Source organism: Sphingomonas edaphi (genome assembly GCF_003583725.1).
GTDB classification, from domain to species: Bacteria; Pseudomonadota; Alphaproteobacteria; order Sphingomonadales; family Sphingomonadaceae; genus Sphingomicrobium; species Sphingomicrobium edaphi.
In genome coordinates this window covers 824,605-851,350 of sequence record NZ_QXTF01000001.1, presented here as the reverse complement: position 1 = coordinate 851,350, position 26,746 = coordinate 824,605, and the positions used below count along the sequence as shown (strand labels likewise).

24 protein-coding genes and 1 tRNA gene are annotated in these 26,746 nt (G+C 61.9%); 10 read left to right on the top strand and 15 right to left on the bottom strand.

Features of this window, described 5'->3' with window-relative positions; genetic code table 11:
- Positions 1–4: 4 nt before the first annotated feature.
- Genes D3M59_RS04370 through D3M59_RS04360 form a run of 3 tightly spaced genes read left to right on the top strand, consistent with a single transcriptional unit; the run spans position 5 to position 2,829 of the window.
- Positions 5–880, top strand: a complete 876-nt coding sequence (locus D3M59_RS04370; RefSeq protein ID WP_119531920.1) for a hypothetical protein — start codon at positions 5–7, stop codon at positions 878–880.
- Positions 881–909: 29 nt separating this feature from the next.
- Entirely contained in the window at positions 910–1,500 is a 591-nt protein-coding gene (locus D3M59_RS04365) for a peptidoglycan-binding domain-containing protein (RefSeq protein WP_119531918.1), read from the top strand.
- 39 nt (positions 1,501–1,539) lie between these two features.
- Complete coding sequence (locus tag D3M59_RS04360) at positions 1,540–2,829, top strand: hypothetical protein (protein ID WP_119531916.1); 1,290 nt, start codon at positions 1,540–1,542, stop codon at positions 2,827–2,829.
- Between the two features lie 10 nt (positions 2,830–2,839).
- On the opposite strand, the gene D3M59_RS04355 is transcribed toward D3M59_RS04360, so the two are convergent.
- Together D3M59_RS04355 and D3M59_RS04350 are read right to left on the bottom strand one after the other, a co-directional pair.
- Positions 2,840–3,844 carry an NAD(P)H-dependent flavin oxidoreductase gene (locus tag D3M59_RS04355; RefSeq protein WP_119532868.1) on the bottom strand — a complete coding sequence of 335 codons (1,005 nt, stop codon included), beginning with the start codon at positions 3,842–3,844 and terminating at the stop codon, positions 2,840–2,842.
- 50 nt (positions 3,845–3,894) lie between these two features.
- On the bottom strand, positions 3,895–5,130 hold the full coding sequence (locus D3M59_RS04350; protein WP_119531914.1) for an aspartate kinase: 1,236 nt from the start codon (positions 5,128–5,130) through the stop codon (positions 3,895–3,897).
- A 45-nt stretch (positions 5,131–5,175) separates the two neighbouring features.
- Here D3M59_RS04350 and ubiG point away from each other — a divergent pair, with 45 nt between their 5' ends.
- Complete coding sequence (ubiG, locus tag D3M59_RS04345; RefSeq protein WP_119531912.1) at positions 5,176–5,895, top strand: bifunctional 2-polyprenyl-6-hydroxyphenol methylase/3-demethylubiquinol 3-O-methyltransferase UbiG; 720 nt, start codon at positions 5,176–5,178, stop codon at positions 5,893–5,895.
- Between the two features lie 140 nt (positions 5,896–6,035).
- Here ubiG and D3M59_RS04340 read toward each other — a convergent pair whose 3' ends face one another.
- The 5 genes from D3M59_RS04340 to D3M59_RS04320 all read right to left on the bottom strand — a co-directional run bounded on the left by D3M59_RS04340 (position 6,036) and on the right by D3M59_RS04320 (position 10,288).
- The gene (locus D3M59_RS04340) at positions 6,036–6,707 is read right to left on the bottom strand and encodes a glutathione S-transferase family protein (RefSeq protein WP_119531909.1); all 672 of its coding nucleotides are present in this window, start codon (positions 6,705–6,707) and stop codon (positions 6,036–6,038) included.
- A 56-nt stretch (positions 6,708–6,763) separates the two neighbouring features.
- Entirely contained in the window at positions 6,764–7,189 is a 426-nt protein-coding gene (locus tag D3M59_RS04335; protein WP_119531907.1) for a hypothetical protein, read from the bottom strand.
- 64 nt (positions 7,190–7,253) lie between these two features.
- Complete coding sequence (locus D3M59_RS04330) at positions 7,254–8,054, bottom strand: undecaprenyl-diphosphate phosphatase (protein ID WP_119531905.1); 801 nt, start codon at positions 8,052–8,054, stop codon at positions 7,254–7,256.
- A gap of 24 nt (positions 8,055–8,078) precedes the next feature.
- Positions 8,079–9,029, bottom strand: coding sequence for a complex I NDUFA9 subunit family protein (locus D3M59_RS04325; protein WP_233543128.1), 951 nt, complete (start codon positions 9,027–9,029; stop codon positions 8,079–8,081).
- Between the two features lie 68 nt (positions 9,030–9,097).
- The gene (locus D3M59_RS04320; protein ID WP_158581945.1) at positions 9,098–10,288 is read right to left on the bottom strand and encodes an aspartyl protease family protein; all 1,191 of its coding nucleotides are present in this window, start codon (positions 10,286–10,288) and stop codon (positions 9,098–9,100) included.
- Between the two features lie 66 nt (positions 10,289–10,354).
- On the opposite strand from D3M59_RS04320, the gene D3M59_RS04315 reads away from it, so the two are divergent.
- From D3M59_RS04315 to D3M59_RS04300, 4 genes are all read left to right on the top strand, one after another.
- Positions 10,355–10,855, top strand: a complete 501-nt coding sequence (locus D3M59_RS04315) for a DUF2975 domain-containing protein (RefSeq protein WP_119531901.1) — start codon at positions 10,355–10,357, stop codon at positions 10,853–10,855.
- Between the two features lies 1 nt (position 10,856).
- Complete coding sequence (locus tag D3M59_RS04310; protein WP_119531899.1) at positions 10,857–11,081, top strand: helix-turn-helix domain-containing protein; 225 nt, start codon at positions 10,857–10,859, stop codon at positions 11,079–11,081.
- Between the two features lie 76 nt (positions 11,082–11,157).
- A tRNA-Leu gene (locus tag D3M59_RS04305) sits at positions 11,158–11,244 on the top strand.
- 165 nt (positions 11,245–11,409) lie between these two features.
- The gene (locus D3M59_RS04300; RefSeq protein ID WP_119531897.1) at positions 11,410–12,597 is read left to right on the top strand and encodes a tyrosine-type recombinase/integrase; all 1,188 of its coding nucleotides are present in this window, start codon (positions 11,410–11,412) and stop codon (positions 12,595–12,597) included.
- Between the two features lie 44 nt (positions 12,598–12,641).
- Here the strand turns inward: D3M59_RS04300 and D3M59_RS04295 are convergent, their stop codons facing one another.
- The 5 genes from D3M59_RS04295 to D3M59_RS04275 all read right to left on the bottom strand — a co-directional run bounded on the left by D3M59_RS04295 (position 12,642) and on the right by D3M59_RS04275 (position 17,617).
- Positions 12,642–13,208 (bottom strand): Cap15 family cyclic dinucleotide receptor domain-containing protein, encoded by a 567-nt coding sequence (locus D3M59_RS04295; protein ID WP_147416695.1) that lies wholly within the window; start codon positions 13,206–13,208, stop codon positions 12,642–12,644.
- Positions 13,209–13,251: 43 nt separating this feature from the next.
- Positions 13,252–14,223: a nucleotidyltransferase family protein gene (locus D3M59_RS04290; protein ID WP_119531893.1), complete on the bottom strand. Its 972-nt coding sequence runs from the start codon at positions 14,221–14,223 to the stop codon at positions 13,252–13,254.
- Positions 14,224–14,463: 240 nt separating this feature from the next.
- Positions 14,464–16,677 (bottom strand): phage/plasmid primase, P4 family, encoded by a 2,214-nt coding sequence (locus D3M59_RS04285; RefSeq protein WP_158581944.1) that lies wholly within the window; start codon positions 16,675–16,677, stop codon positions 14,464–14,466.
- A 35-nt stretch (positions 16,678–16,712) separates the two neighbouring features.
- A complete protein-coding gene (locus tag D3M59_RS04280; protein ID WP_119531889.1) occupies positions 16,713–16,904 on the bottom strand; it encodes a helix-turn-helix domain-containing protein in 192 nt (63 codons plus the stop codon).
- Positions 16,905–16,996: 92 nt separating this feature from the next.
- Positions 16,997–17,617: a hypothetical protein gene (locus tag D3M59_RS04275; protein WP_119531887.1), complete on the bottom strand. Its 621-nt coding sequence runs from the start codon at positions 17,615–17,617 to the stop codon at positions 16,997–16,999.
- Positions 17,618–17,731: 114 nt separating this feature from the next.
- On the opposite strand from D3M59_RS04275, the gene D3M59_RS04270 reads away from it, so the two are divergent.
- Positions 17,732–19,552 (top strand): site-specific DNA-methyltransferase, encoded by a 1,821-nt coding sequence (locus D3M59_RS04270; RefSeq protein WP_119531885.1) that lies wholly within the window; start codon positions 17,732–17,734, stop codon positions 19,550–19,552.
- Between the two features lie 2 nt (positions 19,553–19,554).
- Complete coding sequence (locus tag D3M59_RS04265) at positions 19,555–22,206, top strand: DEAD/DEAH box helicase (RefSeq protein WP_119531883.1); 2,652 nt, start codon at positions 19,555–19,557, stop codon at positions 22,204–22,206.
- 169 nt (positions 22,207–22,375) lie between these two features.
- On the opposite strand, the gene D3M59_RS04260 is transcribed toward D3M59_RS04265, so the two are convergent.
- Genes D3M59_RS04260 through D3M59_RS04250 form a run of 3 tightly spaced genes read right to left on the bottom strand, consistent with a single transcriptional unit; the run spans position 22,376 to position 26,687 of the window.
- A complete protein-coding gene (locus D3M59_RS04260) occupies positions 22,376–23,584 on the bottom strand; it encodes an efflux RND transporter periplasmic adaptor subunit (RefSeq protein ID WP_147416694.1) in 1,209 nt (402 codons plus the stop codon).
- Complete coding sequence (locus D3M59_RS04255) at positions 23,581–25,944, bottom strand: ABC transporter permease (protein WP_119531879.1); 2,364 nt, start codon at positions 25,942–25,944, stop codon at positions 23,581–23,583. The genes D3M59_RS04260 and D3M59_RS04255 overlap by 4 nt, the downstream gene beginning before the upstream one ends.
- Positions 25,941–26,687 carry an ABC transporter ATP-binding protein gene (locus tag D3M59_RS04250; RefSeq protein WP_233543127.1) on the bottom strand — a complete coding sequence of 249 codons (747 nt, stop codon included), beginning with the start codon at positions 26,685–26,687 and terminating at the stop codon, positions 25,941–25,943. The genes D3M59_RS04255 and D3M59_RS04250 overlap by 4 nt, the downstream gene beginning before the upstream one ends.
- Positions 26,688–26,746 lie beyond the last annotated feature (59 nt).

Genomic DNA, 26,746 nt, shown 5'->3' with positions numbered 1-26,746 from the left:
TAAGATGCTACCGTTCCCTTCAAAACAACGATGCAGTTTCTCGGGGGGCAAGCATGCGTGCTCGTTCGCGCTATTCTCCCTAACCTTCGCGGGCCTGCTTCCTGCCGCGACCGTTGCGTCGGCCGAAACCGCATCGCTCAGCGGGCTCGAAGCTGTCGGCGCAAAACTGTCCGACGACGCGCTGGCCGAGATGCGCGGCAAGTTCATCACGCCCGAGGCCATTTCCTACTTCGGCATCCAGATGACGACGAGCTGGCAGGGCGCGGACGGGATCACAACGACGGCAAACCTGCTATTCAACGTTGGGTTCGCCAACGGGGCAGGCGGTAGCGGAACGCCGCAGCTGCTGATCAGCTGGACGCGCGAAGGCGACCCGAGCCTCGATGTCGCGAGTTTCGGGGAGTCCGCGCAGGGTGGCTATGTCGCTCTAGTCGGCTCGAACGGGCTGGTTCCCGTCTCGTCCCTGAACGGGGTCGACGGCGTCTTCCAGTCGAATGTTATTGCGGGCGCCGACAACCAGTCGCGGAATGCTATGACGATCGCGGTAGTGCCCGCAGCACTGGTCACGCAGCAGCAACCGTCGGGTATGCAGGAGGTAAGCGGATCGGTCACGCAAGGCTTTAGTGATGGTGACCGGATCGACTTCATCGTCGGCGCGCCGGGCGTCGGCTTGGGCCTCACCAGTGGCCAAGGGTCGGACAGCGTGCGCCAGGGAGTTGACAGCATGCTGGGCCGGATTGCGCAGGAAACGGTGCTCAACAGCAACAACAACGATGTGATGAACGTCACCTCGGTGGTGATTGGTGTCGACACCACGCGGCAACTCGATACTATTCGCGTTGATCAGGCGATTTCGGCAATGAAAATGAACGGTTTCTAAGAGGATCTTGAGCTTCTTGGGGGAAAGTCATGACCCGATATTTGCCAGGATTTGGGCTTTCGATTGCAGCCCTTCTGTCGGTCCCCGCCTACGCCGATACTAGGACGGGCCAATTCGCCGTGGAAGGGTCCGGAGGGGCGACCTGCGCCCAATACAATGCGGCGCGCACGTCCGGGTCGAAGGAATTCGGTCGGATGTTCGGATTTATCGAAGGCTATCTCACGGCGGCCAACCGCTACGAGCAGAACACCTACGATCTCTCGCCGTGGCAAGATGGGCCGGCGTTCGCACTAATGATCGCGAAGAATTGCGAGAAGACGCCGAAGGAGCGGCTGGTGACGACTGTGCAGCGGCTGGTGGTATCACTGCAACCAACTCGCCTGACTGAGCCGTCGCAACGTGTCCCCATCGCCGCCCGCGCCGATAGCCCACGCATTTACGCGTCGGTCGTACAGCGCGCGCAAAGAGCCCTGAAGCAAAAGGGGCTTTACCAAGGGCCGGACGATGGGCGGCTTACCCCCGCATTGAAGACCGCCCTGCTCCAATTCCAGCGATCATCCAAGCTTCAGCCCACCGGCGATCCGGACGTCGCGACCCTGTGGATGCTGTTCAACCCCTAAGAGGTGGCAACCTTTTGTAGAGTGGAGAAGGAGGGGGAAATGTCGAAGGTAGTAACGAACTGGAAGCTGGCCAGTCTCTTGGCGGCCGGCGCGATGGTGGCAAGCCCTTCATTGGCCGCGCCCGCGGACGAGGTCGATGCGCTTCGTGCACAGGTGGAGGCATTGAAGGCGCGCGAGTCTGAAGCGTTGCGCAAGCTCGATGCGTTGGAGGCGCGGCTGCAGGCTCTCGAGCAGTCGCGGCTCAGTGATACGCAAACCGCGGACATGCGCGGCATGGGCGCAAACTCTTCGCTGTCTGCGGTGCGGTTCGGAGAAACGGTTGTTCTTGCCCAGGACGCAGGTGGTGAAGGAGGGGAGCCAGACCGTAAGGCGCCGGCTCCAACTGCCGCGGTCGAGGACGTCACGCTACAACAACAGGGCATCACCGGACGACGCTTCAGCCTGGAGGCAGGCCTGACCTATTCCTATTTCGACAATGCCCGGATCAACCTGAACGGATTTCTGGCGCTGGATTCGATTTTCCTTGGAAGGATCAGCATCGACCAGCTCCGGGCGCATATCATCACGGCCGACCTGACGGCGCGTTACGGTCTCACCGACCGCCTCCAGTTCGATGTCAACGTGCCGTACCTCTACCGCTATTCCAACTTCCAGTCGGGTGGCGCCGGCGGGGCGGCAACGAGTCTGACCGAAAAAAGCGTCAAGGACCATGGGCTTGGCGATATCAGTGTCGGTGCCAGCTATCGCATCTTGAAGGAAACCCCCGGCCGCCCCGACGTGGTTTTCACCGCGCGGGTGAAGGCGCCGACGGGCAAACATCCGTTCGGCGTGGAAGTCGTCGAGGTCGAAGGCAGCGAAGGAAATCTTGTCATTCCGACCGACCTGTCGACGGGCAGCGGCGTTTGGGGCGCGTCGCTTGGCGTATCGGCGCTGAAGACGATCGACCCCCTCGTTGTGTTCGGCAGCGCGACCTATTTCCGGAACTTCAAACGCAAGTTCGATGACATTGATGAAGCCGAGGACGAACAGCCGGGCACGGTGAAGATGGGCGATGCCATCCAGATCGGCGCCGGCGTGGCCTTTGCACTTAACGAGAGGTCCAGCCTCAGCATGTCCTACTCGCAGCGTTTCGTGAACCGAGCGAGGATCAGGCCCGCCGGCGAAGACGAGCAGATCATCGTCGGCAGCCAGGCCAACATCGGGCTCGTGAACCTTGGCGGAACTTTCGCTCTCACGGACCGGATTTCAATCATCTCGACCGTGGGCATCGGCCTGACCGAGGATGCGCCAAGCATGGTAGCCGGAATACGGGTTCCCGTGCGGTTCTAACTGAGAAGTGTCAGCCGCGGCTGCCCAACGCGGCCGCGGCTTCTTCCACCAGTTCGTCGATGATGGCCTGAACGGGCTCTTCCCGTTTGACCATGCCGACTGACTGGCCGGCCATGACGCTGCCACTTTCGACGTCGCCGTCGATCACTGCGCGGCGGAGCGCCCCAGCCCAATAATGTTCGATCTGGAGCTGCGCCTCGGCCATTTCGATTGAGCCGTCGTCCAGCTTTTGCGCGACCTCGCGCTGCTTCGCGGCGAAATTCTCCATCTCGCGGTTCTTAAGTGCGCGGACCGGAATGACGGGTAGGCGGGGGTCAATCTGCACCGAGGGGATGGCGTCCCGGGCGGAAGCGCGCAAGAAGGCCTTTTTGAAATTCTCGTGCGCGATGCATTCGTGGGCGCAGACGAAGCGGGTGCCGAGCTGGACGCCGACCGCGCCCATTTCCAGATAGGCGGCGATCGCCTCGCCCCGACCGATCCCGCCAGCCACAAAAACCGGAATGTCGGCCGCCACATGCGGCAGGATTTCCTGCGCCAGGACGCTGGTCGACACCGGGCCAATGTGGCCTCCCGCTTCCATGCCCTCGATAACCAGCGCGTCCGCGCCGGACCGGATCAGCTTCTTGGCCAGCGCAAGCGCAGGCGCGAAGGCGATCAGCCGGGCGCCGCTAGCCTTGATCCGCTCTATTGCGCCACCCGGTGGCAAACCGCCGGCCAGCACGACATGGCCGACGTCATTCTTGGCGCAGACGTCGATCAGTTCATTAAGCTGCGGATGCATGGTGATGAGGTTTACGCCAAACGGCTTGGCCGTGCGCTCCTTCGTGGCGGCGATTTCGGCATCGAGCAGTTCCGGGCTCATGGCGCCGCAGGCAATGACCCCGAAGCCGCCGGCATTGCTGATCGCGGCGACGAGGTGCCGTTCACTGATCCAGCTCATCGCTCCACCTAGGATCGCCCACTCGGTGCCGAGGAAATCGGTGCCGCGCTGCATCAAATCCTTCAGGCGGATCATTCCGGCATCGCCGTGGACACTCCGGGTTTCCGCGATCATGCCTTCGCCGCTCATGCTGCTTCTCCCTGGGGCGCATCGAGCCCGAAGGCCGTGTGGAGAACGCGCACGGAGAGCTCCATTTCCTCTTCGGCGACCAGCACGCTGACCTTGATTTCGCTCGCACTGACCGCGAGCAGGTTGATGGAACGCTCGGCGAGCGTGTCGAACATTTTCGCTGCGAGCTCCGGGTTGGATCGGATGCCGACGCCGACGATCGAAACCTTGGCGACCTTGTCGTCGGTCAGGATGCGGCCGTTACCAACGGCCCCGCTCGATTCAATGGCGCTGACCGCCTGAGCCAGCGACGCGCGCGGAACGGTAAAGGTTAGGTCGCTTGAACCGGCGCCAACGGTGGCGGCGTGGACGATCATGTCAACGTGGATTCCAGAGGCAGCTAGCGGTCCCATCACCGACGCGACCGTGCCGGGCTTGTCGGCAATACCGGTTAGCGTGATGCGCGCCTCGTTGCGATCCGCCGCGATGCCGGCAATCGCGTTTCGTTCCATATCCTCTTCCCCCAGTTCCGGGACGATCTCGGTCCCGGGCAAATCGTCGAATGCGGTCAGTACGCGCAGCGGCATATTCTCACGCATGGCAAGGCCTACGCTGCGTACTTGCAGCACCTTCGCACCGACCCCAGCCAGTTCCAGCATTTCCTCGAACGTAATCCGGGTCAGCTTGCGCGCCCTCGGGACGATGCGCGGGTCGGTCGTGTAGACGCCGTCGACGTCTGTGTAGATGTCACATCGGTCGGCCTTGACCCCGGCGGCGATCGCAACTGCTGACGTGTCCGACCCGCCCCGGCCCAATGTGGCCACGCGGCCGTCCTCGCTAACGCCTTGGAACCCGGGAATGACCGCGACGGTAGATCCGTTCAGCGCTTCGTCCAGCATGGCGCCTTCGATGGCATCGACACGAGCATTGCCATGGATCCCGGACGCGCGGACGAGTTGCCAGCCCATGAAGCTGCGCGCCCTCACGCCCATATTCTGCAAGGTCATCGCCAGCAGGCCCGCGGTCACTTGCTCCCCGCTGGCGACGACGACATCGTATTCCTTCGGGTCGTGGAGCGCGGCGGCTTCGCGGCATAGCTGCACCAGACGGTCGGTCTCGCCCGCCATGGCGGAAACTACTACGAGTACCTGGTTGCCAGCCTCTACCTCTCGCTTGACGCGGGCGGCGACGGAGCGAATCCGCTCGATCCCGGCCATCGACGTTCCCCCGAATTTCATGACGATGCGAGGCAATGCGGGTCCTTGGCTGAAATGGCCGCGTCCTGTTAGGAAGGCGGCATGGCCAAGACAAGCATCGTTGATCGCGAAGCCGAGCATTTCGGCGCAATGGCAGCCGATTGGTGGGACCCGAATGGTGCGTCGGCGATGCTCCACAAACTGAATCCCGTACGGCTAGCCTACGTCCGCGACATGATTGACCAGCATTGGCAGGCCGACGAGCATGGCTTCCGCCCGCTCGAAGGGAAGTCTGCGCTGGATGTCGGCTGCGGTGCCGGCCTACTGGCGGAGCCGTTGGCGCGCCTAGGTGCCCAAGTGACGGCGGTCGACGCCGCGCCGGAGCTGATCGAGGCCGCGCGCACCCATGCTTCGGGTGCGGGGCTGGCGATCGACTACCGAGCCTGCGGCGTCGAGGCGCTCGGCGGCCAATATGATCTCGTCACCTCAATGGAGGTGATCGAGCATGTTGCCGACCCGCAGGCGTTCATCAGCGCGCTGGCGGATCGGGTAAAGCCCGACGGGCTGCTGATCCTTTCGACGCCCAACAGGACGGCTTGGTCAAAACTGCTGACCATCACGCTAGCGGAAGGGTTTGGCCAAATTCCCAAGGGCACCCACGATTTCGACAAGTTCATTTACCCCGAGGCGATGCGCGGCCTGCTGGCCCAAGCTGGAATGCAGGTCGTCGATGTGGAGGGAATCGCGATCAGCCCGACGCGCGGGCTCCATCTCAGTGAAGATACGAAGCTAAATTACCTTATAGCCGCGACTCGGGCCTGACACCCTAGCCGCCCCCGCCGAAATATTCGGACATGCCGCCACCGGAAGAGCTGTAGCCGATGCTGGCCGGCTTGCCGCTGGAAATTTCCTTCCGGAGAATTTTGAAGGGCGCGCTTCGCCGCGTTGGTGAAGCCCGCGTCTTAAAAATCAACTTTGTCGTAGTGCGACGGAGGAACAATGACTTCCATACGTTCCCCGAGCAAGGGCCGGAACGCAGGGCGTGACTTCATGACGGCATACCAGTCCTTGGTCTGTTTATGCCCGCGCCAGTCCAGAGCACCGAGATAATCGATCACGCTGAGGTGTGCCGCCGCCGCGAAGTCGGCGAGGCTCAACCCCGCGCCGGCCACCCAGCGGCGGTGGTCGAGCAGGTAATCAAGATAATCGAGGTGACCATTGGCGATCCGCATCGCTTCGCGAAGGACGCGCGTATCGGGCGATTCACGGCTGACCAGCCGTTTCCGCATTCGCTCGTGCATCAGCGGCTCGACCACTTCCCGGAATAATTTCTCGTCGAACCATTCGGTCAGCCGGCGAATTTCAGCCCGCGCGGCGGCATTGCCGTGGATCATCGGCATCTTGTCGACGGTCTCTTCAAAATACTCGACGATCGGCTGGCTACCGATCAAGGTAACGCCCGCGTTGCTGTCGACCAGTACAGGCGTCTCGCCCGCTGGATTAAGGTCGATGAACTCGTCGCGTCGTTCCCACGGATTCTCACGCACCAGCTCGTGCGCCACGCCTTTTTCGCCAAGCACGAGGCGGACCTTGCGGGAAAAGGGGCAAAGGGGGAATTGGAACAGCTGCCACATGGGAGGGGCAGCTTTAGCGAGCGGGCGGGGCTAGTCCACCGCGCGCAAACAAAAATTTACCGGCGGGGGTAGGTCGGGTCTGGCAGGTTCGCGACGGCCCGCTCCAGCTGCTCCTCTATTTGCCCCAAGGCGCCCATGATGGCCGGCAACGAGGAGACAAGCGTCTTGGTCGCCGATTGCATGGTGCGTCCGGATTGCGCCGCTACGGTGGCGACCCGCTGCTCGAGATAGGGGTCGTTGACGCTGTCGCGGACCCGGCGCGAGCGGTCGGCAGCGGTTACTGGACGACCTTCCAGCGCGGCTTCCATCTCGCCGATCGGGAGGTCCATCAGTGAGCGGGTCAGGACGCCGGCAGCGCGGCCTAGCTTGTCGGCCATGGCGGGATCGCTGAACTCAGGCGGAAGCTGTGGCGCAGGTGCGGGCGCAGCATAGGCAGGGGCGGCAACAAGCAGGATCGGCAGGGCAACAAGCAGGTCGCGCATCACATCTCTCCAGGCGAGTCGCCCTGTAGGATGGCGATTATCGCTTATTCGTCAATGGCTTGAATTAGCGCAGTGCAAGCCAGACTAGCGCCGCTGACCCCGCGACGATGCGGTACCAAGCGAATGGCGCGAAGCCGTAGCGCTGGATGATCGCGACAAACGCCTTCACGACCACGACCGCGACGATGAAAGACACCAAGCTACCGAGCAGGATCCAGGCCGTCATTCCGGGCTCCATTGTCGCTCCATGCTTGTAAAGTTGGAGGGCGGTTGCGCCGGTCAGCGTCGGGACTGCCAGGAAGAAGCTGAATTCGGCCGCCGTCTTGCGGTCGACGCCCATCGCCATCGCGCCCAGGATGGTCGCGCCGGATCGACTAACGCCCGGAATCATCGCCAGACACTGGATCAGGCCGATGCCGACCGAGTGACGGAAGGTGACATTGGCGACACCGCCATGATCGGTTGGTTTGGCAACCCGCTCGATTAGCAAAATGGCGAAGCCGCCGATGATCAGCGACCAGGCGACGACGATCGCATTGCCAAGCAACAGCTCGATATAATCGCCGATGGCCAGACCGATTACCACGGCCGGGATGAAAGCGACCAGCAGGTTGCGGACGAAGGCGAAGGACGACGGATCGCGCTTCGACAGGCCGATGAGGACGTCGATGAAGGTCCGCCAGTAGAGGACAACGATGGCAAGGATCGCGCCTGGCTGGATGGCGATGTTGAACAGCGCCCACTTGTCCGCGTCATAGCCCAGCAGTTCCGTGGCGAGGATTAGGTGACCCGTGGAAGAGACGGGGAGATATTCGGTCAGGCCCTCGACGATGCCGAGGATGATGACGAGCAGGAGGATGGGCACGCTTTTCTCGCTACTTGCGGTTAATCAGGTGGCGCGGGGGGCGAAGCGGCCACCCTTGCGGAAGCGGCCGAGCCATTCCGGCGCCGCGGCGTCGAGCGACGTCGGTACGATCCCGAAGTCCTTGAACCCCGGCAGGCTGCCGGAAGCGACATTGTCTTTCTGCAACATGATCCATTGGTCGCGGGTCAGCGGCGCGCCCGGCAGGAAGCCCAGCATCGAAAGGCCATTCGCCGCGAAATCGGGCACATCGACGATCTCGGGCCGGTGGCCGGCCATTTCGGCGACACGCCGGTTGATGTCGCGCATGGACATGACGTCCGGACCGGCAAGCTCATAGGTTTTACCGCCGTGAGCCTTGGGGTCCAGCGCCGCGGCCGCAATGGCCCGGCCAAGGTCGCGCGCGAACAGCGGCTGGAAATTCCGGTCGGGTGCGATGACCGGGAGGAAGGGGAATCTCGCTATCGACGCGAAGCGATTGGTGAACTCGTCCTCTGGCCCGAACACTACGCTGGGTCGGATAATCGTCGCATTCGGGAAAGCATCGCGCACCGCCTGTTCGCCCAGGCCCTTTGTGCGGCCATAGTTCGATTCGCTGGCCTGGTCGGCGCCGATCGCGCTCACCTGGACAAAGGCGGACGCGCCGGTCGCGGCGGCTTCAGCGGCCGCGTGCTTCGCTCCTTCGACGTGGATGGCGTCGAGGTCACCGTCGAATACTCCGACTAAGTTGATGACCGCATTGGCGCCTTCGAGGGCACGGCGCACGGTCTCTGGACGGCGGAGGTCCGCAGCGACCGCCGCAAACTGGCCGACGCTGCCGAGCGGCTGCAGGTACCAGGCCTTGCGCGGATCCCGCTCCGCTACGCGAACGCGAGCGCCCGCCTTAAGCAGGGCCTCGACCACATAGCGGCCGATAAATCCGCCGCCGCCGAAGACGGTCACGAGGCGCGGGGTGGTGGAAGAAGCCATGTCAGTCATCCGGGAGCTTGCTGCGATTGACCTGGCCAATTGCGGCAACTCCCGGCTCCTGACAAGGCCGGACGGCCCTAGAAATAGTCGACCAGGGCAAAACGCAATACCCGGCCATCGGCCAGCGCCAATTCAACCGGAGTTCCCGGCGCGCCCTGCGCCCAATTCAGCTGGTCCGACTTGAAGAATGCCGCGTCCGTCCTCGCGCCATTGACGCTGACGATCATGTCGTCGGTGCGCAGGCCTGCCTTGTAGGCTGGGCCCTGCGGCGAAACGAACCTGGCTTTCAGGCCGCCGTCGGTCCGGTGCCCCATCACCCCTGCTCGATCGCGCTGGAATGCCGGTGGGGAGGCCAGGGGCGTCAGGAAGAGGCGCGACTGGCCAAGGTCGAGTGTGACCTTGAACTGCCGCAACAGGCCGATGCCAACATTGCTGTCGTGAGCCGCTTCCTTATTTTCGCTGTCGGGACCCAGGATCGCCGGGACGTCGCGGAACGTTTTCCCGCCGAACGTCGCGGTCGGCAGAGTCACCGCGCGGGCGGGCCGCATCCCGCCGACGCCCCCGCGCTGCGAATCCGCATAAGGCAACTTCGTTAGTGCTTCCTGCTTCGTCCAATAGTCACTGGGGAGCGAGATGGTCCCGCCATTGCCGAGGTCGAACAGCGCGCTGGTGACGGAAAGCCCGGCGACGGACACATCGACATAGTGGAAAGGTCCCTTGCGGGTCAGCTTGACCTCACGGGCGTCAGGGGTTGGCACGAACTCTCCCGATGGCGCAAACGTCAGTGTCCGCGCATCCCAATCGATGCTGACCGCGGCATTGTTGAACAGTTCGCCGCCGACGATGACCGGCATCGGACGCCCGATCGCCTGCGCTACCGGCTGCAAGTCCATCACCGCGACGGTTAAGCCCTCGAACCGCATTCCGCCGATTTCCAGGGTAACGTTGGGAACGATCTCGGCCTCGATGGGGCCGCCGGCGCCGCGCCCTTCGACTTTCGTGCCCGGCGGCAGGCCGATTGATTTCGCATAGGAGCGGTCGATCGTCGTCGCGCTGGCCCCTGTGTCGAGGATGAATTCCTCGGCGTGACCGTTGATGCTGCCACGCACCACGACGCGGTTACCGCGAAAAAGCTCGAACGGGACCGGCGCCTGCTGCGCAGTCCAGCTGATCTTTGGTGTCGGCAGTTCTTGGGCGCAGGCGGTGGTTACCGGCATCACCGACAGCAAGGCGAAGGTGGCGGAAATGATCATGGGTTTGCGTATCATCATTGATTCTTATTCCCGTTTATGTGATGCTTAATAAATTATCGAAGAACAATAATAAGTCAAGATATGCAAAAAGCTTCTCTTCAAAATTCCGCCGCCCGACTGCGCATCGCCGTCCTCGGCCTGCTCGTCCTAATGGTGGGCGCCTATGGCATCGCCCGGCTCGGAATTGACCTGGGTCCGGGAATAAGGGTGGAGAGTCGCCCAGTCGGGAGCGGCGCGCCGGTGCCGGCGTTCGCTGCCGATGTTGCGGTCATTCTCTTCGCGATCTCGCTCTGGCGGCTGGCTCAGATGCTCCGGTTGCTCGGCCGGGGCGAGCGGTTCACAAGGCTGGTGGCTGCGGCCTTTCGGTCTTTCGCTTTCTGGCTGCTACTGGCAGCGCTTGCACAGACACTGCTACCGATGGCCGCATCGGTCCTGCTCGCCGCGCCCGATCATGGCCGGATCGCGCTGGCGTTCGACCTGCTCGAGATTTTCTTCATTATTGCGGCGCTGGTGCTATTCTTGGTCGCCCGCATGCTGGAAGAAGCCGCCGAGCTCGATGCCGAGCTCAAGGAGATCGTCTGACATGGCGATCGTCGTACGCCTCGATGTAATGCTGGCCCTCCGAAAGGTGCGGTCTAAGGAACTGGCCGAAGCCATCGGCATCACCGAGGCCAATCTGTCGCTGCTGAAATCGGGCAAGGTGAAAGGTATCCGCTTCGCCACGCTCGACGCAATCTGCGAGCAGCTGGACTGCCAGCCGGCCGACCTGCTGGAGTATGTGCCGGATAAAAAAGAGGCCGGGACATGAAGTGGGACATGATGCTGTTGACAGGACCGGTTGCCCCCCTCTAAGCGCCGCGGCCTACCGGCTGAACAACCCCTGTGCCCAGGTGGCGGAATTGGTAGACGCACCGTCTTCAGGTGGCGGCGCTGGAAACGGCGTGGAGGTTCGAGTCCTCTCCTGGGCACCATTTTCCTGTTCGCGGATAGCCGCCAACAGTTGAAAAAATCCCTGAAATCTGAGATAAAATGGAAGCAATCGGTCGCTGCCGTCCGCCTCTATTCGCCCGCGACCGGGCATCATTGGGGGCCAAAGTGGGGGCCATTTTGAAATGTGCTTCCGGAGTGGCCCCCAAATGCCCTTGAACGACATTGCGATCCGCGCTGCCAAGCCTGGCCCGAAACCCGTTAAGCTGTCCGATGAGCGAGGCTTATTCCTTCTAGTCCAGCCGTCGGGCGGCAAGCTGTGGCGGCTCAAATACCGTATCGCCGGCAAGGAAAAGAAGCTGTCGCTTGGCCGCTATCCCGACGTTTCGCTGAAGGATGCGCGCGAAAGCGGAGCGGAAGCCCGCAAGCTGATCGCGGCTGGCGTTGATCCTTCGGAAAAGAAGCGGCTCGATCGGCTGGGCGCGACGCTGAAGGCAGCGACTTCATTCAAAGCGGTTGCCGACGAATATATCGACAAATCGGAACGCGAAGGTCGGGCGGCCGTCACGATCGGCAAGGCGCGTTGGCTGCTATCGCTATTGGAGCCGGCCCTTGGATCGCGGCCGGTCGATGAAATCAGCCCGGTCGAACTTCTGGCCGCGCTGAAGAAAGTTGAAGCTCGCGGACATTTGGAAACGGCCCGTCGGATGCGCTCATTCGCCAGTCGCGTGTTCCGCTATGCCGTTTCGACGGCCCGCGCTTCAGCCGATCCGGCCGCCGCTTTGCGCGGCGCGCTTGTGGCGCCAATGGCGACGCATCATGCCGCGATCCTGAATGCCAAGGGAGTCGGGGCGCTACTTCGCGCGATCGACGGCTATGACGGCCAGCCAATGACTCAGTTAGCGCTGAAGCTGGCGCCTCATGTCTTCGTCCGGCCGGGGGAACTGAGGCAGGCCGAATGGTCGGAAATCGACCTGGACAAGGGCGTGTGGAAAATCGCCGCGTCCAAGATGAAGATGCGCCAGCCGCACATGGTCCCGCTTTCGCGCCAAGCGATCGAGATTTTCCGTGCAGCCAAAGCTCTGACCGGCCGGCATCGCTACGTCTTCGCATCGCTCTATCCGGGCGATCGGCCAATGTCGGAAAATACGATCAACGCGGCTCTTCGGCGGCTAGGCTATTCCGGCGACGAGATGACGGCCCACGGCTTTCGCGCAATGGCGAGCACGCTGTTGAATGAAAGCGGCAAGTGGAACCCGGATGCTATCGAACGCGCACTCGCCCACAAGGCGAGTGACGGCGTGCGCGGCGCATATCATCGTGGAGCACATTGGGCGGAGCGCGTGGCCATGGCTCAATGGTGGTCGGACTATCTTGATGAGCTACGAACCGCCTAATATTTGCTCGGCTGTTCCGCCGGATTCTGTGGGGTGTTGGACGATTAAACGTCCCGCATTACCTTGATATCGCCAGTTGTTTTTCGTGATGTGTAATACTGTCCCGTCAGTTGGTTAGGATCATCGGCGAGGGCGATCTCCAGCCATGCCACCCCCTCATGAGGGGTAGAGCGATGTTGCACACTCGCGACCGGCCTGTTGTCGTAGGAATACCAAAGCCGGTAGCGATCGGCCTGCGGCTCAGCTTCTGGAATTACCCGCGCTGAATATGAGCAGGACTCGCCAGTCTTCATTTTCACGCTCACATCAAACAGAGTTTGTCGAACCGTCACCTCTGTCGATATCGGGCCAGGGGAGCTACCGGTTGCCGGATCAGCCCATGTGGATTGAAGCGTTCCTATCCACCGGCCGTTTAGGTCAGGAAATAGCCATTTGTTTAGGATCGGAAAGCGCCGCCAGAACCAACGCCACACTAGATTTGCGATCATCGCGAAGACGGTGCCCACAACGAACGCAACAAGTGACACTGTTTTGTAGAGCGGCGGCGTTTGGCTACCCCACAGATCAGCGGCAGCTTGCATCGCCAAGATCACGATGACTGTGAGCGCCACCAGTATAGTTACTTGTTTCGGCCGAGATATGAGTTGCCACACGTTAGGCCTCCAGTCGGGCGATCGCAGCGGCAATGAAAGTGCGCGCGTCGCTTAACGTCCACGCTTGCGTCACATGAAATAGGAACTTGATCTCGTTGATCTCGGTTGCGGTTGTGTGCCACTCGGGGTCGAGTAATAGGTCGCGCGCTCGGCGAAGGACGCGTAACAACCGATCATAGCGATCATCGTCTGGTTGAAGGAAATAAACGTCTTCGACGCAGTAGATCAGACATTCAATCAAGAATGACGGCAGCCTCTTTGGCGTCTCATTATTATCAGCGAGTTCGCAGTTTAGCCGCTTCGCCATGCGAACAATTTTTTTGAACCGGTGGGCCGTCCTCGTTCGTTTGGCCTTACCGTTTGTGTGATGTTGATCGGGAAAATTCTCCGTCACCGCGCCGTTCGCAGCGATGATGGCGACGCCCTTTGTGACATGATAGCCGCCAAGGCCATTGTTTTCGATCCAATGCAGGTGAAATGCCGGCACCAGGTCAACGTCCGCGCGACTGCCGCTGAGTCCTTCAACCGTCACAGCTTTGCCGCCCACGGAAACCTTGTCCGCTCCAAACTTCGCCCGGCACTTGGCTGCTAGCTCGTCTCGAACGATCGTGCTGATCTCGGTGAAGGTCCGGCCAGTGGCCGAATACCCTTCTGCGCTATATGCGGCCGCTTGATCTACGCTTGATGCATAGTCGACATAAATGCCAGGAAGTTGCACCCGAAGGTCCATGTCCGCTTCCAGACGAACATTTGTATTGTTGAAGTAACTTCCTTGCGGCCGGATCGTGACGCCCTCGGCAGTCAGTATCGGGCTGGCGCTAACTAATGCGGTTGCGGCATTCGCCGCTCGTTGAATCTGTGCTTCTTCATTGTCGCTCGGCGGGCGTTCCCAATGACTCAGGCGATCGTTCCAAGACGAGCGCGTTCGCGCTTTCGCCAATGCCTCAAGAATATAGTTTCGATGGTCTGACATGAGCCGACGTAAGCCGGAATCAAGTCCGCTCGCAACAGGCTCCGGGTCCCTTCCTCAACATCAAGGTAGAAGGCGGGGGCGCTGAGCCGCTTTGTCATATTTTGTGCCGGAGTCCGCTTAGCCCCGCCTCGAAAGTGCGCGAAGGGCGCCATGAACATCGAAATCCAAAACCTTGCTCTATTCTCGCTTAGCTAGAAAGCTCTGGAAAATTCCAATCAACGCGCCCTTCACGCACTCGCTTCAGAGGGTAAGGCGAATCCCTTCCAGATAGGCTTTGCCGTTGCTGGACTTTCGTCGGAAGCCCCGCGTCCCCATCATTCGCGTGAACGCGACTTGGGACTTGGGCGACATGCCCGCTTCGTGGAAATAATTTCGATACGAGTCATATATCGTCGCGACCTTTGATCGGTGCTCCGGCCCCTGTTCGCATTCGGCCTCGATCCATTCACCGACAACATCGGTTTCGTCGCGATATCGCGCGGTTTCGCGCCTGATAGATGGCGGAACGCTCAGGCCGGACTTTCGCCATTCCAGGCAGCCGGCGATGCACCAATTCAAAATGCCGCTGCCTTCGTCTTCCAGTAGCTTCCGATCGAGGCCGCGGACGCGCTCTTCCAGGCTGAATTGCCTGTTGAACGCCAGAAGATTGATCCGCCGCCACATGCCATCGCCCGAATCGAGCACGGCCGGGCGATGATTGGCGCGCACCCAAAACTTGTGCGTCGGGATGAAGTTGAACGCTTCACCGTAGAGAAAACGGCCGGATATCACTTCACGCGAGACAAGTTCCTTCACGCGCTGATCGTTGAACGTGTCGTTTTGTCCAACTTCGTTGACCAAGGCCATGCGAGCCCCGCGCAAAAGGACTTTCAGGCGCGAAGCCTCAGATTCGTGCTTGGTAACAGCCAGCAATTCCGAACCGACTGTCACAGCATAATCGCCAAGGACTCCTGACAGGATATTGGCGAGAACGCTCTTACCGTTTGCGCCCTGGCCCTGCATGAAAAGCAGCGCCTCTTCATCTACGGACCCGGTGAGCGTGTAGCCGGCAAAACGTTGAACGAATGCAATCTCCTCTTGGCTGCCCAGAATGTCAGACAGGAAGCTAAGGAAGCGAGGACAGCGAGCCTTCGGATCGTAAGAGACGCCGGCACATTTGCTGATCCGATGATTAGGCGACGGGGCGATCCACTCACCTGTCCGAAGGTCGATTACACCCCCCTCGATCCCGAGCAAATCGGGATTGGCGTCAAACGCCGAAGGATCGGCAACGCTCATCCCCGGTTCGGCCGCTGCCAACTCGATCATGGCGTGCACCCGCTGCGCCGAGCGATGGACACGAAGCGCCTGGCCATGAGCGGCCTTGTTGGCGTCGGTTGGATTAGCGGCAAACCTTTCGCCGGTTTCCCTCAGGATTGTATCTGCAATGTCCTTAGCGGCGGCGATATGCTCCCCTCGATCGCACTCACGCCAAATGCCCTCGATATATTGGCGCCAAAGCCGGCTGGCACGATCGAAAATCAACTTCCCGCGATAGCGCTCGGCAAAGCGCCGCCCATTATCGATATCGCCTAAAGTTTCCAGGCGCGATCCGGCCGAAGGATCAACCCAACCGTTTCGCTTCGCAAAATGATAGATGCTACCAATCGTCCGACCGCCCGGCCGGGACGGATCGGCGCTTTCCCATAGCTCAGCGAACGCATCTTCCGACCAACGGTGCGGCGCCGTCATGCTCCATTCGCGCGCAAGCTCCTCGGCGGATCGCCAGCCGGTCGCGTTGATCGCGAATAGATGGTCGCGCCATTCGTCGCGGGGGCAATCAGCGGAGATGAATTCCAATGCCGATCGAAGCCGCGCAATTTCCTCTTCCGTTTCCTCGATCGGCTGGATCGGGATTGCGTCCTCTTCGTCATCTTCGCGGAAGCGATCGAGCACGGAATCTCGCAAGTGCGTCAGTAAGAAGCGGGCGCCGATCGGATCGCAGCCCTCGCGCCATCGATAGTCTGTGCCAGACTTATGGCGGCTTGGCGGAATGATCGGATACTTTGACCCGCTCAGCACATCTACGCCTGGCCCTAGGCTAGCGGGATAGGTGACGCCTTCGCTGGCGAGGAAGTAGCGATGCTCGCCCCCGCCCCCGGTTTCGGCGACGACGGCCGATTCCAACGATCCTAATTCAACTTCCAACCTCTCGATCGTTTCAGAGCCGCCGTTGCGCGGATCGATATCCAGGACGACAAGATTGGCTAGGCCACAATGCAGGGCAACATTGGCCCAGCCGGATCGCGTTTCGCGCTTGATCTGTGCCGGATCGGCCGTCGCGCCGCGATTGGCGCCGGACTTGCGAGGATGCTTGCCGGCGCGTTCGCATCTTGGCTTGCTGCACTCGCAATTGCCGAACTTGTCGATTCCATAGGTCAGGAAGGTCGGAATGCCGATCCGCGCGAGGGCCAATCTCTCGCGGATAAGTCGCCTTAGCCTTTCCTCGCTCATCCGCCGCGCCCGACGCGCGGAAGGCTATCGATGAAGCTGCGTGCGCTTTCGGCTCGGATCAGCGTCCGCCGCCCCAACTTGATCGCTTCAATTTCGCCGCTTTGAATGAGTTCGTAGAGCTTCGTTCGCCCAATTCCGAACAGCCGAACCGTCTCCCCAACGGAGAAGTTTTCCTGCCTGGCATCCATTTGAATTCTCCAATGTTCGCTTGAACCTTGGCAATTATCGATGGACGTGACGGCTCGGACTATTGGCGCAATTCACGAATTTCTGAGCGCCTTTATTCCGGATCGATTCTCCCGAAAATCCTTGCGAGTCTTTTTGCCGCCGATCGCATCTCGATCTTCCTCAACCGGGGCAGCTTGTGTCGCAATGCATCGGGATTGGGGGACGCGAAGTAACTTCGCTTTCCTCTTGGCGCGGCCGGTCTAATGTGGTCAAACGCGGCATCCAGGAAGCGCATCGCCGGACCATTCGGCGTGAAAGCCGCCTGCCTTCCGGACGTTACTTCGTAGAGCGCGAGCAACGCTCCGATTAGCTGCCAATCGCGACTTTCATGCGGACCCCGCTCCCACGGGATGACGCGAAAGCCGTCGATCCATTCGTCCCACGCCGTTGCACCCTCACTCGACGTTGGAATCTTAGGCGGCGGATCGTCATGGTTTCGCAGACTGTGGATGACACGTTGAAAACGCCGATAGGCTCTCGCCACCCGCTCCACGTCCGCCTTAACGATGCGATCTGTGTTTGCTCGTTCTGCGGCCTCTCTCACTCGCGCTTGTAACCAACGCCGCGTAGATTCGATCAGCTCGGGCGATGGCGGAGCGGCAGGCTCAGCCGCGTCCAGGATCGCCTTCGCGCTGGCGGCGGATAGGAAATAGGGCGGCTTCGCGACTGGCATGGTGAATGCCGATACGCGACAAAGCGTTGAAGTTGCGTTGCCGGCCGGCCGGTTTACCTTGTTTTGTCGCGAGCGGAGCCGCTAGACAGTTTCGGCCGAATGAGGGGGTGATGGGTGCCAGAGCTGCAATTCAAGGGCAAAGAGTTCGTCTATAATCATCATCTCACGGTGCCCTTCCGTCCGCTGGAGATGCACGCCGACAAGGGAATTGGCGAAGCGCGGCTGGACGGCAATCTGATCGTTCACGGCGACAATCTTCACGCGCTGAAGGCGCTGCTGCCCATGTATGCCGGCAAGGTGGACTGCATCTTCATCGATCCACCCTACAACACGGGCAACGAAGGCTGGGCTTATAACGATAACGTAAATTCGCCGATGATCCGTGAATGGCTGGATTCCAACCCAATCGGTTTGGAAGACGGCCTACGGCACGACAAGTGGGCTTGCATGATGTGGCCGCGCTTGAAGCTGCTTCACGAACTGCTGGCCGAAACCGGCAGCTTCTGGATGACGTTAGATAATAACGAGTTTCACAATGCTCGTGGCATTCTCGACGAAATCTTTGGCGCTCAGAACTTCATCGCCACGATCGCATGGCAGAACAAAGTATCGCCGGCCAACGATGCAAAGTTCTTTAGTGACGACTTCGATTTTCTTATTTGCTACGCAAAAAATTCCGATCATTTCACGATCAGTGGTCTGGAGCGCTCGGAAGGACAAACAAGTTACTTCACGAATCCGGACAACGATCCGCGCGGACCATGGAATTCGGCCACTTACACCTGCAACAAATCAAGCTCCGAACGACCAGCCCTGTATTACCCGATCGTGAATCCGAACACCGGCGAAGAGGTTTGGCCGAGTGAATCAGCCGTCTGGCGCTTTAGCAGGGACAGGCATGAAGCCCTTGCGGCCGACAACAAACTTTACTGGGGAGCGAACGGAAGAGCTGAACGGCCGCGCCTGAAGCTATTCTTGTCAGAGGCTGGCGATGTCACCCCAAGGTCGGTTTGGTCCTACAAGGAGGTAGGGCATACGCAAGGCGCGATGATGGCTCTCACAGCCATAATGGGAGCGGGAGCATTTCCGACTCCCAAACCGGTGGAGTTGATTGGCCGCATCCTGCGGATTGCTGCAAATAGCCCAGAATCGCTGATACTAGATTCCTTCGCCGGCTCGGGAACAACCGCTCATGCTGTTCTGGCGGCCAATGCTCGTGATAGCGGCAATCGCCGCTTTATCCTCGTCGAAGGCGAAGACTATGCCGACACGCTGACGGCGGAGCGCGTGCGCCGTGTGGTTAACGGCTACAGCTTTACCGGAACGCAGCGCGAGGAATTGCTGCGCGAGCCTCTGACCTATTCCAAGCTCCGCAATGCAGGAGCGCTGCTGGAACGGGTCCAGAGTATCGAGACGCTGGACGGGCCGAACTTCGAGCGGATCGCCAAGACGGTAAGGGACGGTGCTCTGATCGTCACGGGCGAGCGCCCGGTTCAAGAAAGCACGCCGGGTCTTGGAGGCGAATTCACCTATTGCACGTTGGGCGAGCCGATCGAGATGGACGCAATACTGTCCGGCTCCGCGTTGCCCGATGAGGCCGCGATGGCTGGACTGCTGTGGCATACCGCGACGGCAACGCCGCTCGCCCCGGACGCGATGACAGAAGCCCCGGATATCGCCGATGGCGTCGCACGACTGGGCGAGTTTGCCGGCCGGACATATTGGCTGATCTACCGACCCGATCTGGACTGGCTTAAGTCGGCCGACGCGGCGCTTTCTTTGACCAGGGCGCGTGCCATTGCCGCCACGGCGCCTGGCAATCATCTCGTCTTTGCGCCCGCCAAGTTCGTGTCGCGCGAGCTGCTTTCGCGCGAACGGTTAGACGTGGATTATGCGCCGTTGCCGTTCGCGCTGTATCGCCTTGAAACCGCCTGAGCATGGCCTTTCGTGAACTCGCCTATCAGACGAAGGCGCTGGCGGCGCTGGACGACTGGCTAGAACGGCTGGTCGAAGAGCGGGTCGAAGCCGACGACTATATAGCGTTTCAGCGAAGCCGGGGGCGGCCGGCCAGCAACGTCCCGGACTTTCCGGCGAAGGCATGGGAGCGGTTAGCGGCGGAAAAGGGCGTGCCTGGCGGCCGGGCCTATTCGCCGCGCCAGTCCGGCGATGGCCAGCCGGTCCCGAATGTCACGCTGAAGGTGCCGACTGGTGGCGGCAAAACCTATCTGGCGTGCGCCGCCCTTTCGCGCATCTTCGGTCGCTACATTGGCGCAAATACCGGCATGGTCCTTTGGATCGTGCCCAATGAGGCGATCTACAGTCAGACGCTGAAGGCGCTTCGTGACCGCGATCACGCCTATCGCCAAACGCTCGATCGCGCGTCGGCCAACCGAACGATCATTCTGGAAAAGGGCGATCCGCTCAATCACGCCGATCTGGCGGCGAACCTTTGCGTCATGGTTCTGATGCTCCAGTCGTCGAATCGCGAAAATCAGGACAGCTTGCGCCTATTCCGCGATCGGGGCGACGTGCATGGCTTCGTGCCGCCCGACGGCGAACAGGCGGCGCACGCTGCGTTGCGCGAAGCCATTCCCAATCTCTCGATCTATGATCTTGGCGACGGCACGGCGGCCTGGCCGATGGTCAAGGCGAGCATGGGCAACGCCATGCGGATCGTGCGTCCCGTCGTCGTTATGGACGAAGGGCAGCGGGCGGTTTCCGATTTGGCATTCTCGACGCTCTACGGATTCAATCCGTCACTCGTTCTGGAGCTTTCGGCGACGCCAAAGGATGTTGTCGCACGTCCGAACCGGCCGGGGCGGACGGCCAATATCATTTGCGAAATCTCCGGCCGCGAATTGGAAAGCGAGGGCATGATTAAAATGCCCATGAACGTCGCGCCGCTCCCGGCCGGGGAGTGGCAAGCGACGTTGCAGGCCGCATGGGACAAGCTGACTGACTTGGAGCGCGTCGCGCGGGAATATGAGGGCGACGGCGGGCGCTACATTCGGCCGATCCTGCTGGTCCAGGTTGAGCGAACGGGAGCGGAACAGGCCGACGCCGGCTATATCCATGCCAATGACGCACGCGATTGGCTCAAGGCCGTCGCCGGGTTGGAAGACGATGAAATCGCCTTCAAGACGGCCGAGCGCAATGATCTGGACAAGCCCGAAAATCGGGACTTGCTGAGTCGTCGGTCGCCGGTTCGCGCGATCATCACGAAGGCGGCCTTGGCGGAAGGGTGGGATTGTCCCTTCGCCTATGTCCTTTGCGCGCTGGCGGCCAGTGGCAACGAATCCGCCATGACTCAGCTTGTCGGTCGCATCCTTCGCCAGCCGCACGCGACGAAGACTGAGTATTTCGCTGGCGAAGGCGTGGCGCCGCTCGACGAATGCTACGTCTTCGCGCATCGCGCCGACACAGCGGCGACGGTCGCGGCGATCAAGCGCGGGTTGGAGAATGACGGGCTGGGCGACCTGGCCCGCGACGTTCATCTGTCCGATCCAGGCGGCGCGACGGCCGGCGCTCCCCGCCCCATCGCACGCCGTGATGAATTCAAGGCCGTTCGGATTGCCTTGCCGCGTGTCTTCGCGATCGAAGGCAGCGGACATAGCCGCGAACTGGACGCGGAAACCGATCTATTCCCCTCGATCGACTGGAGCGCCTTCGACGTGGGAGCATTGGCTGATCGATTGCCCCAAGATGCGCGGCCGCCGGATAGCCAGTTTCTCAGACTGCGCGCGGGCGATCATGGCGTCGAAACGGACACGGCGGCGGTCCTGGCGAGCGAGGCGGCATTCGACACCGCCTATGCCGTGCGCTCGATCGGCGACTTCGTGCCGAATGTCTTTTGCGCGTGGGGCATTGTGGACGGCCTGATCGCCGGCTTGGTTGAACGCGGCTGGAGTGACGAACTGATCGGCCGGCTGTCCGGCTTCATCATCTCCGAACTGCGGACGGACCTAGCAGCGGAGCGCGACCGGCAAGCGGCGTTGCTATTCGCGGCCGGGCTGGACGACGGCACGATCCATTTCGGCTTGCGAGGCGGCGACGAAGACTGGATCGCGCCAACCGAACTGTGGACGACGCTTCCCGTCGATGCGCCGCAACTCAGCGCGTCGAATGGCGGCCCGCTGGAGCGCAGTCTGTTCCTCCCCATCTATGTGGCGGAGTTGAACGATCCGGAGCGCAAGTTTGCCGTCTATCTCGATCGGGATGACGCGGTTCGCTGGTGGCATCGCAACGGTGCAACGCCCAAGAGCTACGCTCTACGCGGCTGGCGCCGTGGCAACGTCTATCCCGACTTCCTGTTCGCCGCATTGCAAGGCAGCGAGCGCGATCGGATCGTCGTCATCGAAACCAAGGGCGAGCAACTGGCCGGCAATCCCGACACGGAATACAAGCGGGCGCTGCTAAAGCTCCTCAGCGACAAATTCGATCGGACGCCTCTACACAGGGGTCAGACGCCGCCACAGGAGGGGTCGCTTGGGTTGGAAGAACAGGCTTTCGACTTCAACGCCGCCGTTGTTTTGTTCGGCGAGATAGATGCTAAACTGCCAGCCGTGATTCGCGGCGAAAGCGCCGTTTGATCCAGAAAAAGTTTCGGCCGGGGGAAGCGGTTGGGGGCCATTTTGGGGGCCAACTTCCAAACGTTGCGGGAAAACAGCAATGCTCTCAACTACTTAGAGAGCGATAGCGAGTCCTCTCCTGGCACCATAACGGCATCTGAGCTAGATCATCGCCGGAAGCGCGACCTGCCTAGTCGCGCTGCTTCACCCGAATGCCGTCCTCGACCTTGTCGCTCGGGTGGAGAATAACCCGCTCACCCGCTGTCAGTCCGCTGACGATCTCCGCGTCCTCGTCGTTCATCCGGCCCGCCTTGATCCCCTTCAGGCGCGCCCTTCCGCCAGCGTCGACGACAAACACGCTCCACTCGCGTCCCGACCGGAACAGCGCGCTGATGGGCACCTTCAGCACATTCCTGGCGGACGAAGTGACAATCCGGACAGTGGCGCGATAGCCGTGCCCAAGCCGTAACCACGCGGCCCGTTTCTCGGCAAAATCGATGATGACGTTTACCCGTTGCTCCTCGACGCCGAGCGCGGAAATCTTAGTGAATCCATAAGGTTCGACAAGGCGCACACGACCGGTCAGCGGGCGATCGCCGCCCCAGTCTTCGATCAGGACATTCGCCCCGGGCCGGACCCGGACTGCATCCGCCGACAAAAGGTCGGTGATGATTTCCAACCGTTCGGGGTCGCCCACTTCGACGAGGGGCGTTCCCGCGACCACCACCCGCTCACTCTCCTGCGGGACGCGCAACACGAATCCCGCAACAGGGGACGTCACTTCGACGGCTCCCGCCCCCTTCGCTTTCGTTCCAGCGACTAGTAGCGACGCGCGGGCGGCCTGAAGGTTCTGGGAGGTCGCGGCGACCATCTGGCTCGCCTCGGCGAAGGCCGCGCGGCTGCGATCGCGCGCCGCGCGCGCCCGGTCGACATTGGCGCGGGAAACGAAACCGCGGTTGGCAAGATCGGATGCCCGGCCGTACTCGCGCTCGGCGAGGACTTGCTCGGCGCGTGCTTCCGACACACGCGATTGCGACGCGGCAAGCTGGGCCTGCAAGGAACGGATTTCCGCCGTGGCCTGCGCGTAAGCCCGGGCGTCGAGCGGACCGGGCTCGACCGGCTGAATCCTGCCGAGCAGAGTCTCCCTCGGAACGACCTGCGCGCCCGGCTTCAGCGGCACCCGCAACAACTGCCCGGTGATTGGCGCCGATACGACGTAAAGGTTGGTGACCCGTGTCTCGCCAAGGTCATCGATCGTGACCATCAGGGTACCGCGTTCGGCCCTCCCCAGTTCCACGCTGACTGCGGGATCGCGAAGGGCCACCGCGATGGCAACCGCGACCGCCATGACGAGCATGGCGAGCAGAACCCTTGGACCGGTGAGCCATCCCCCCATCATTCCCTCGTTTTCAAGGCGCGGACAAGGTCGAGGTGATCGACCTTGCTCCGGATTAGCAATGCCGTCGCGGCCGAAGCGACCAGGACGGCGAGCACACCTTCGGCGGGCGTTTGCGAATTGAAACCCATTGGAATGCTGTAAAGATCGGCGCTAAATTGCGCGGTGACATAGCGGGAAAGGGCAAGCCCGAAGCTGATGCCCACGGGGATCGAGACCAGCACGAGCAGGGCAAGCTCCCCGAGCAGGACGTAAGACACTTCGCCCCGCCGAAAGCCCAGCACCCGCATCGACGCCAGATCGCGAGCTCGCTCGGACAGGCTGATGCGCGCACTGTTGTAGACCACGCCGAGCACGATCAGCGCCGCGAACAGGGTGTTGAACAAGGTTACGATACCCATCTGCTCCGCTACCGTGTCCCGGACGCCCTGCAGGATCGCCTGTTGCGAGGTCACTCCGGCGACCTGCGGCGTTTCCTTGAGCGCCCGGGACACAGCCTCTCCGTAATTGCTGTCGACCGCAAGGTAGGCGCCCGACAACGTCGCGCCCTCCCGCAGCAACCGGTTGAGATAAGCTTTGTCCAGCCGCGCCGACGAACCGAGCGGCGTATCGATGATGGCGGAGACCGGTAGGTCGATCACCGGCCGTTCGCCCTCGGTCACGATGGCCCGGATCGGATCGCCGGCGCGGATATCGAGGCGGCGGGCAAGCCTAGTCGAAATAACGACTCCTGACGGCGGAGGCTCGATGACCCGCCCTTCCATGTTGACCGCTCGGCTGAGGTCGCTTTGCGGGGAGGAGCCGACCAGGCCTTCGCGGACCTCATGATGGCCCGCGGTCAGCCGCGCGCTCGTCGCTCGGTAGGGCTCGACTCGGAGAACGCCGGGCAGGCGGGCTAGTTCATAGAGCGCTCGCGCATCGCGCGGCTCGGCGAAGGTGACGACCATGTCTTCGCGTTCAGCCTTGCCAAAGGCCAGCTCGATCATCCGGTCGACATTGTCCGTCGAGCTTGCTGACGCGATGTAGAGGGCAAGGGCGGAGGACAGGCCAAGAACGGCAAGCAGGCTTCGTAGCGGCCGCCGGAAAAGGCCGCGGAGGATCATCCGGCTCGGCTCATCCGGAACGAGTGCGCGGGCGGCGCTGGCCGTCCATCGCCCCGAAAAATCGGCCGGCGCGGGCGGGCGCATCGCTTCCGCGGGCGTGAGCCGCGCGGCCCGCGTCACGGCGAGGGCGGCGCCGGCAAGGACGGCGATGAGGGTAGCGCCAATGCTGATCAGGTAGCTGTCGGCGCCGGCGCGAAACTCGAGGAACGGAAAGACGAAATATCGCTGGTAAATGCCGGCAAGCCCCCGCCCGAGCCACGCCCCGAGAACAGCGCCGAGGATCAGCCCCGCCACCGACAACAGTGCCGCCAACTGGCCGTAGTGAAGTAAGATCGCCCGGTCGCGATAGCCGAACGCCTTGAGCAAGCCGATTACCTCGCGCTCCGTCTCCACTAGGCGGGCCAGCACGATGTTCAGCAGGAATGCCGCGACGGCTAAGAAGATCGGCGGCAAAATTTCTACCGTGGTCGCCAGCTGTTCGATCTCGTTCGAAACGAACCGGTCGGAAATTTGCAGGTCGCGGCCGTAGGCGCCGACCGCCCCGTAGCGGTCGAGCAAGATGTCGAGCCTCCGGATGACCTCGTCGCGGTTCGCGCCGGGCGCCAGGCGCACAAGGGCCTCGTTGAACGAATCGCGAAGGTCGAGCGCACCGGCCAGCGCATCCTCGTTCATCCAGATCACGCCGTAGCGGCGGTTGTCGGGGAAAATCTGGCCGGGCGCGACGGCATAAACATACTCCGGCGACAGCACCGTCCCGGTCAGCTTGAGCTGGACCCGCTTGCCATAGATCAGTGCCGAGAACCGGTCGCCGGGCGACAGCCGTGCGGCCGTCGCGAACGCCTCGTTGACGACCACGTCCCTCGGCGCGTCCAGGCCCGGCAGACGGCCCGAGCGGAGAACGATCTGGTTCAGTCCCTTCGGGTTCGGCAGCGAGTGGAGGCGGCCCGACACTGGCTCGGCGATCCCGGGGACGTCGAGAATCGCGCTCGCGGTGACACGCCCCTCGGCATAGGCGACGCCGGGCAGCTGGCGGATGGCCCGGATCGCCGACGTTGGCGCGCGCCGGATGGGGGCGAAGACATCCGCGAAGCGATAGATATCGTAGTAAGAGGCCCGCGTCGCCTCGAGCGACCGGATCATTCCGAACGACATAATGACCATCCCGACTCCCGCCGCGATGACCAGCGCGATCGCCGCCGCCTGGGCCCGCAGGCGCCACACGTCGCGGAGCAGCTTGATAGTCAACGGCGACAGTCTCACCAGCGAAGCTCCAGCGGCGGCTTGCGTGTAGCATTGCTTCGCCGGCCGACGATCCGGCCGTCGCCGAACAGCACGACGTCGTCGGCCATCTCCGCGACCACCGCATTGTGCGTGATGATGAACACGGTCGTCCCGATTTCGCGGTTGATCCGGTCGAGCGCGTCGAGCACCCGGACCCCGGTTTCGCTGTCGAGCGCGCCCGTCGGCTCATCACAGAACATTACCCGGGGGCGCTTGGCGATGGCCCGGGCGATCGCGACGCGCTGCTGTTCGCCGCCGCTAAGTTGAGACGGGAAATGTTTGATCCGTTCCTTGAGGCCGACCATGGCCAGCGCTTCGGCGGGATCCATCGGGTCCTTGCTGATCTGCGTGATCAACGAGACATTTTCATGTGCGGTGAGCGACGCGATCAGATTGTAGAACTGGAAGACGAACCCGACGCTCTCGCGGCGATATTCCGTAAGGCCGTCGTCATCCAGGTCCGTCAGGTTCGTATCGAAGAAATGCGCATGACCGGATGTCGCCCGGTCCAGCCCGCCCAGGATGTTCAGGAAGGTTGATTTGCCGGAACCGGAGGGGCCAAGCAGGACGAACATCTCGCCTTCGTCTACATCAAGGTTAACGCCACGCAGGGCATGAACGGCGGCGGGCCCGGTGCCGTAGGTCTTGGTCAGATCCTCGATGTGGTAGATGCGGCGCCGCGCGGGTCGCCCGGTCGACAATGGCTCCGCACTCTCTTGCACCGGCTGCCCCGCGCAATTTCAGGAGCATCTTTATCCCCGCAATTGGCGCAAACGGAAAG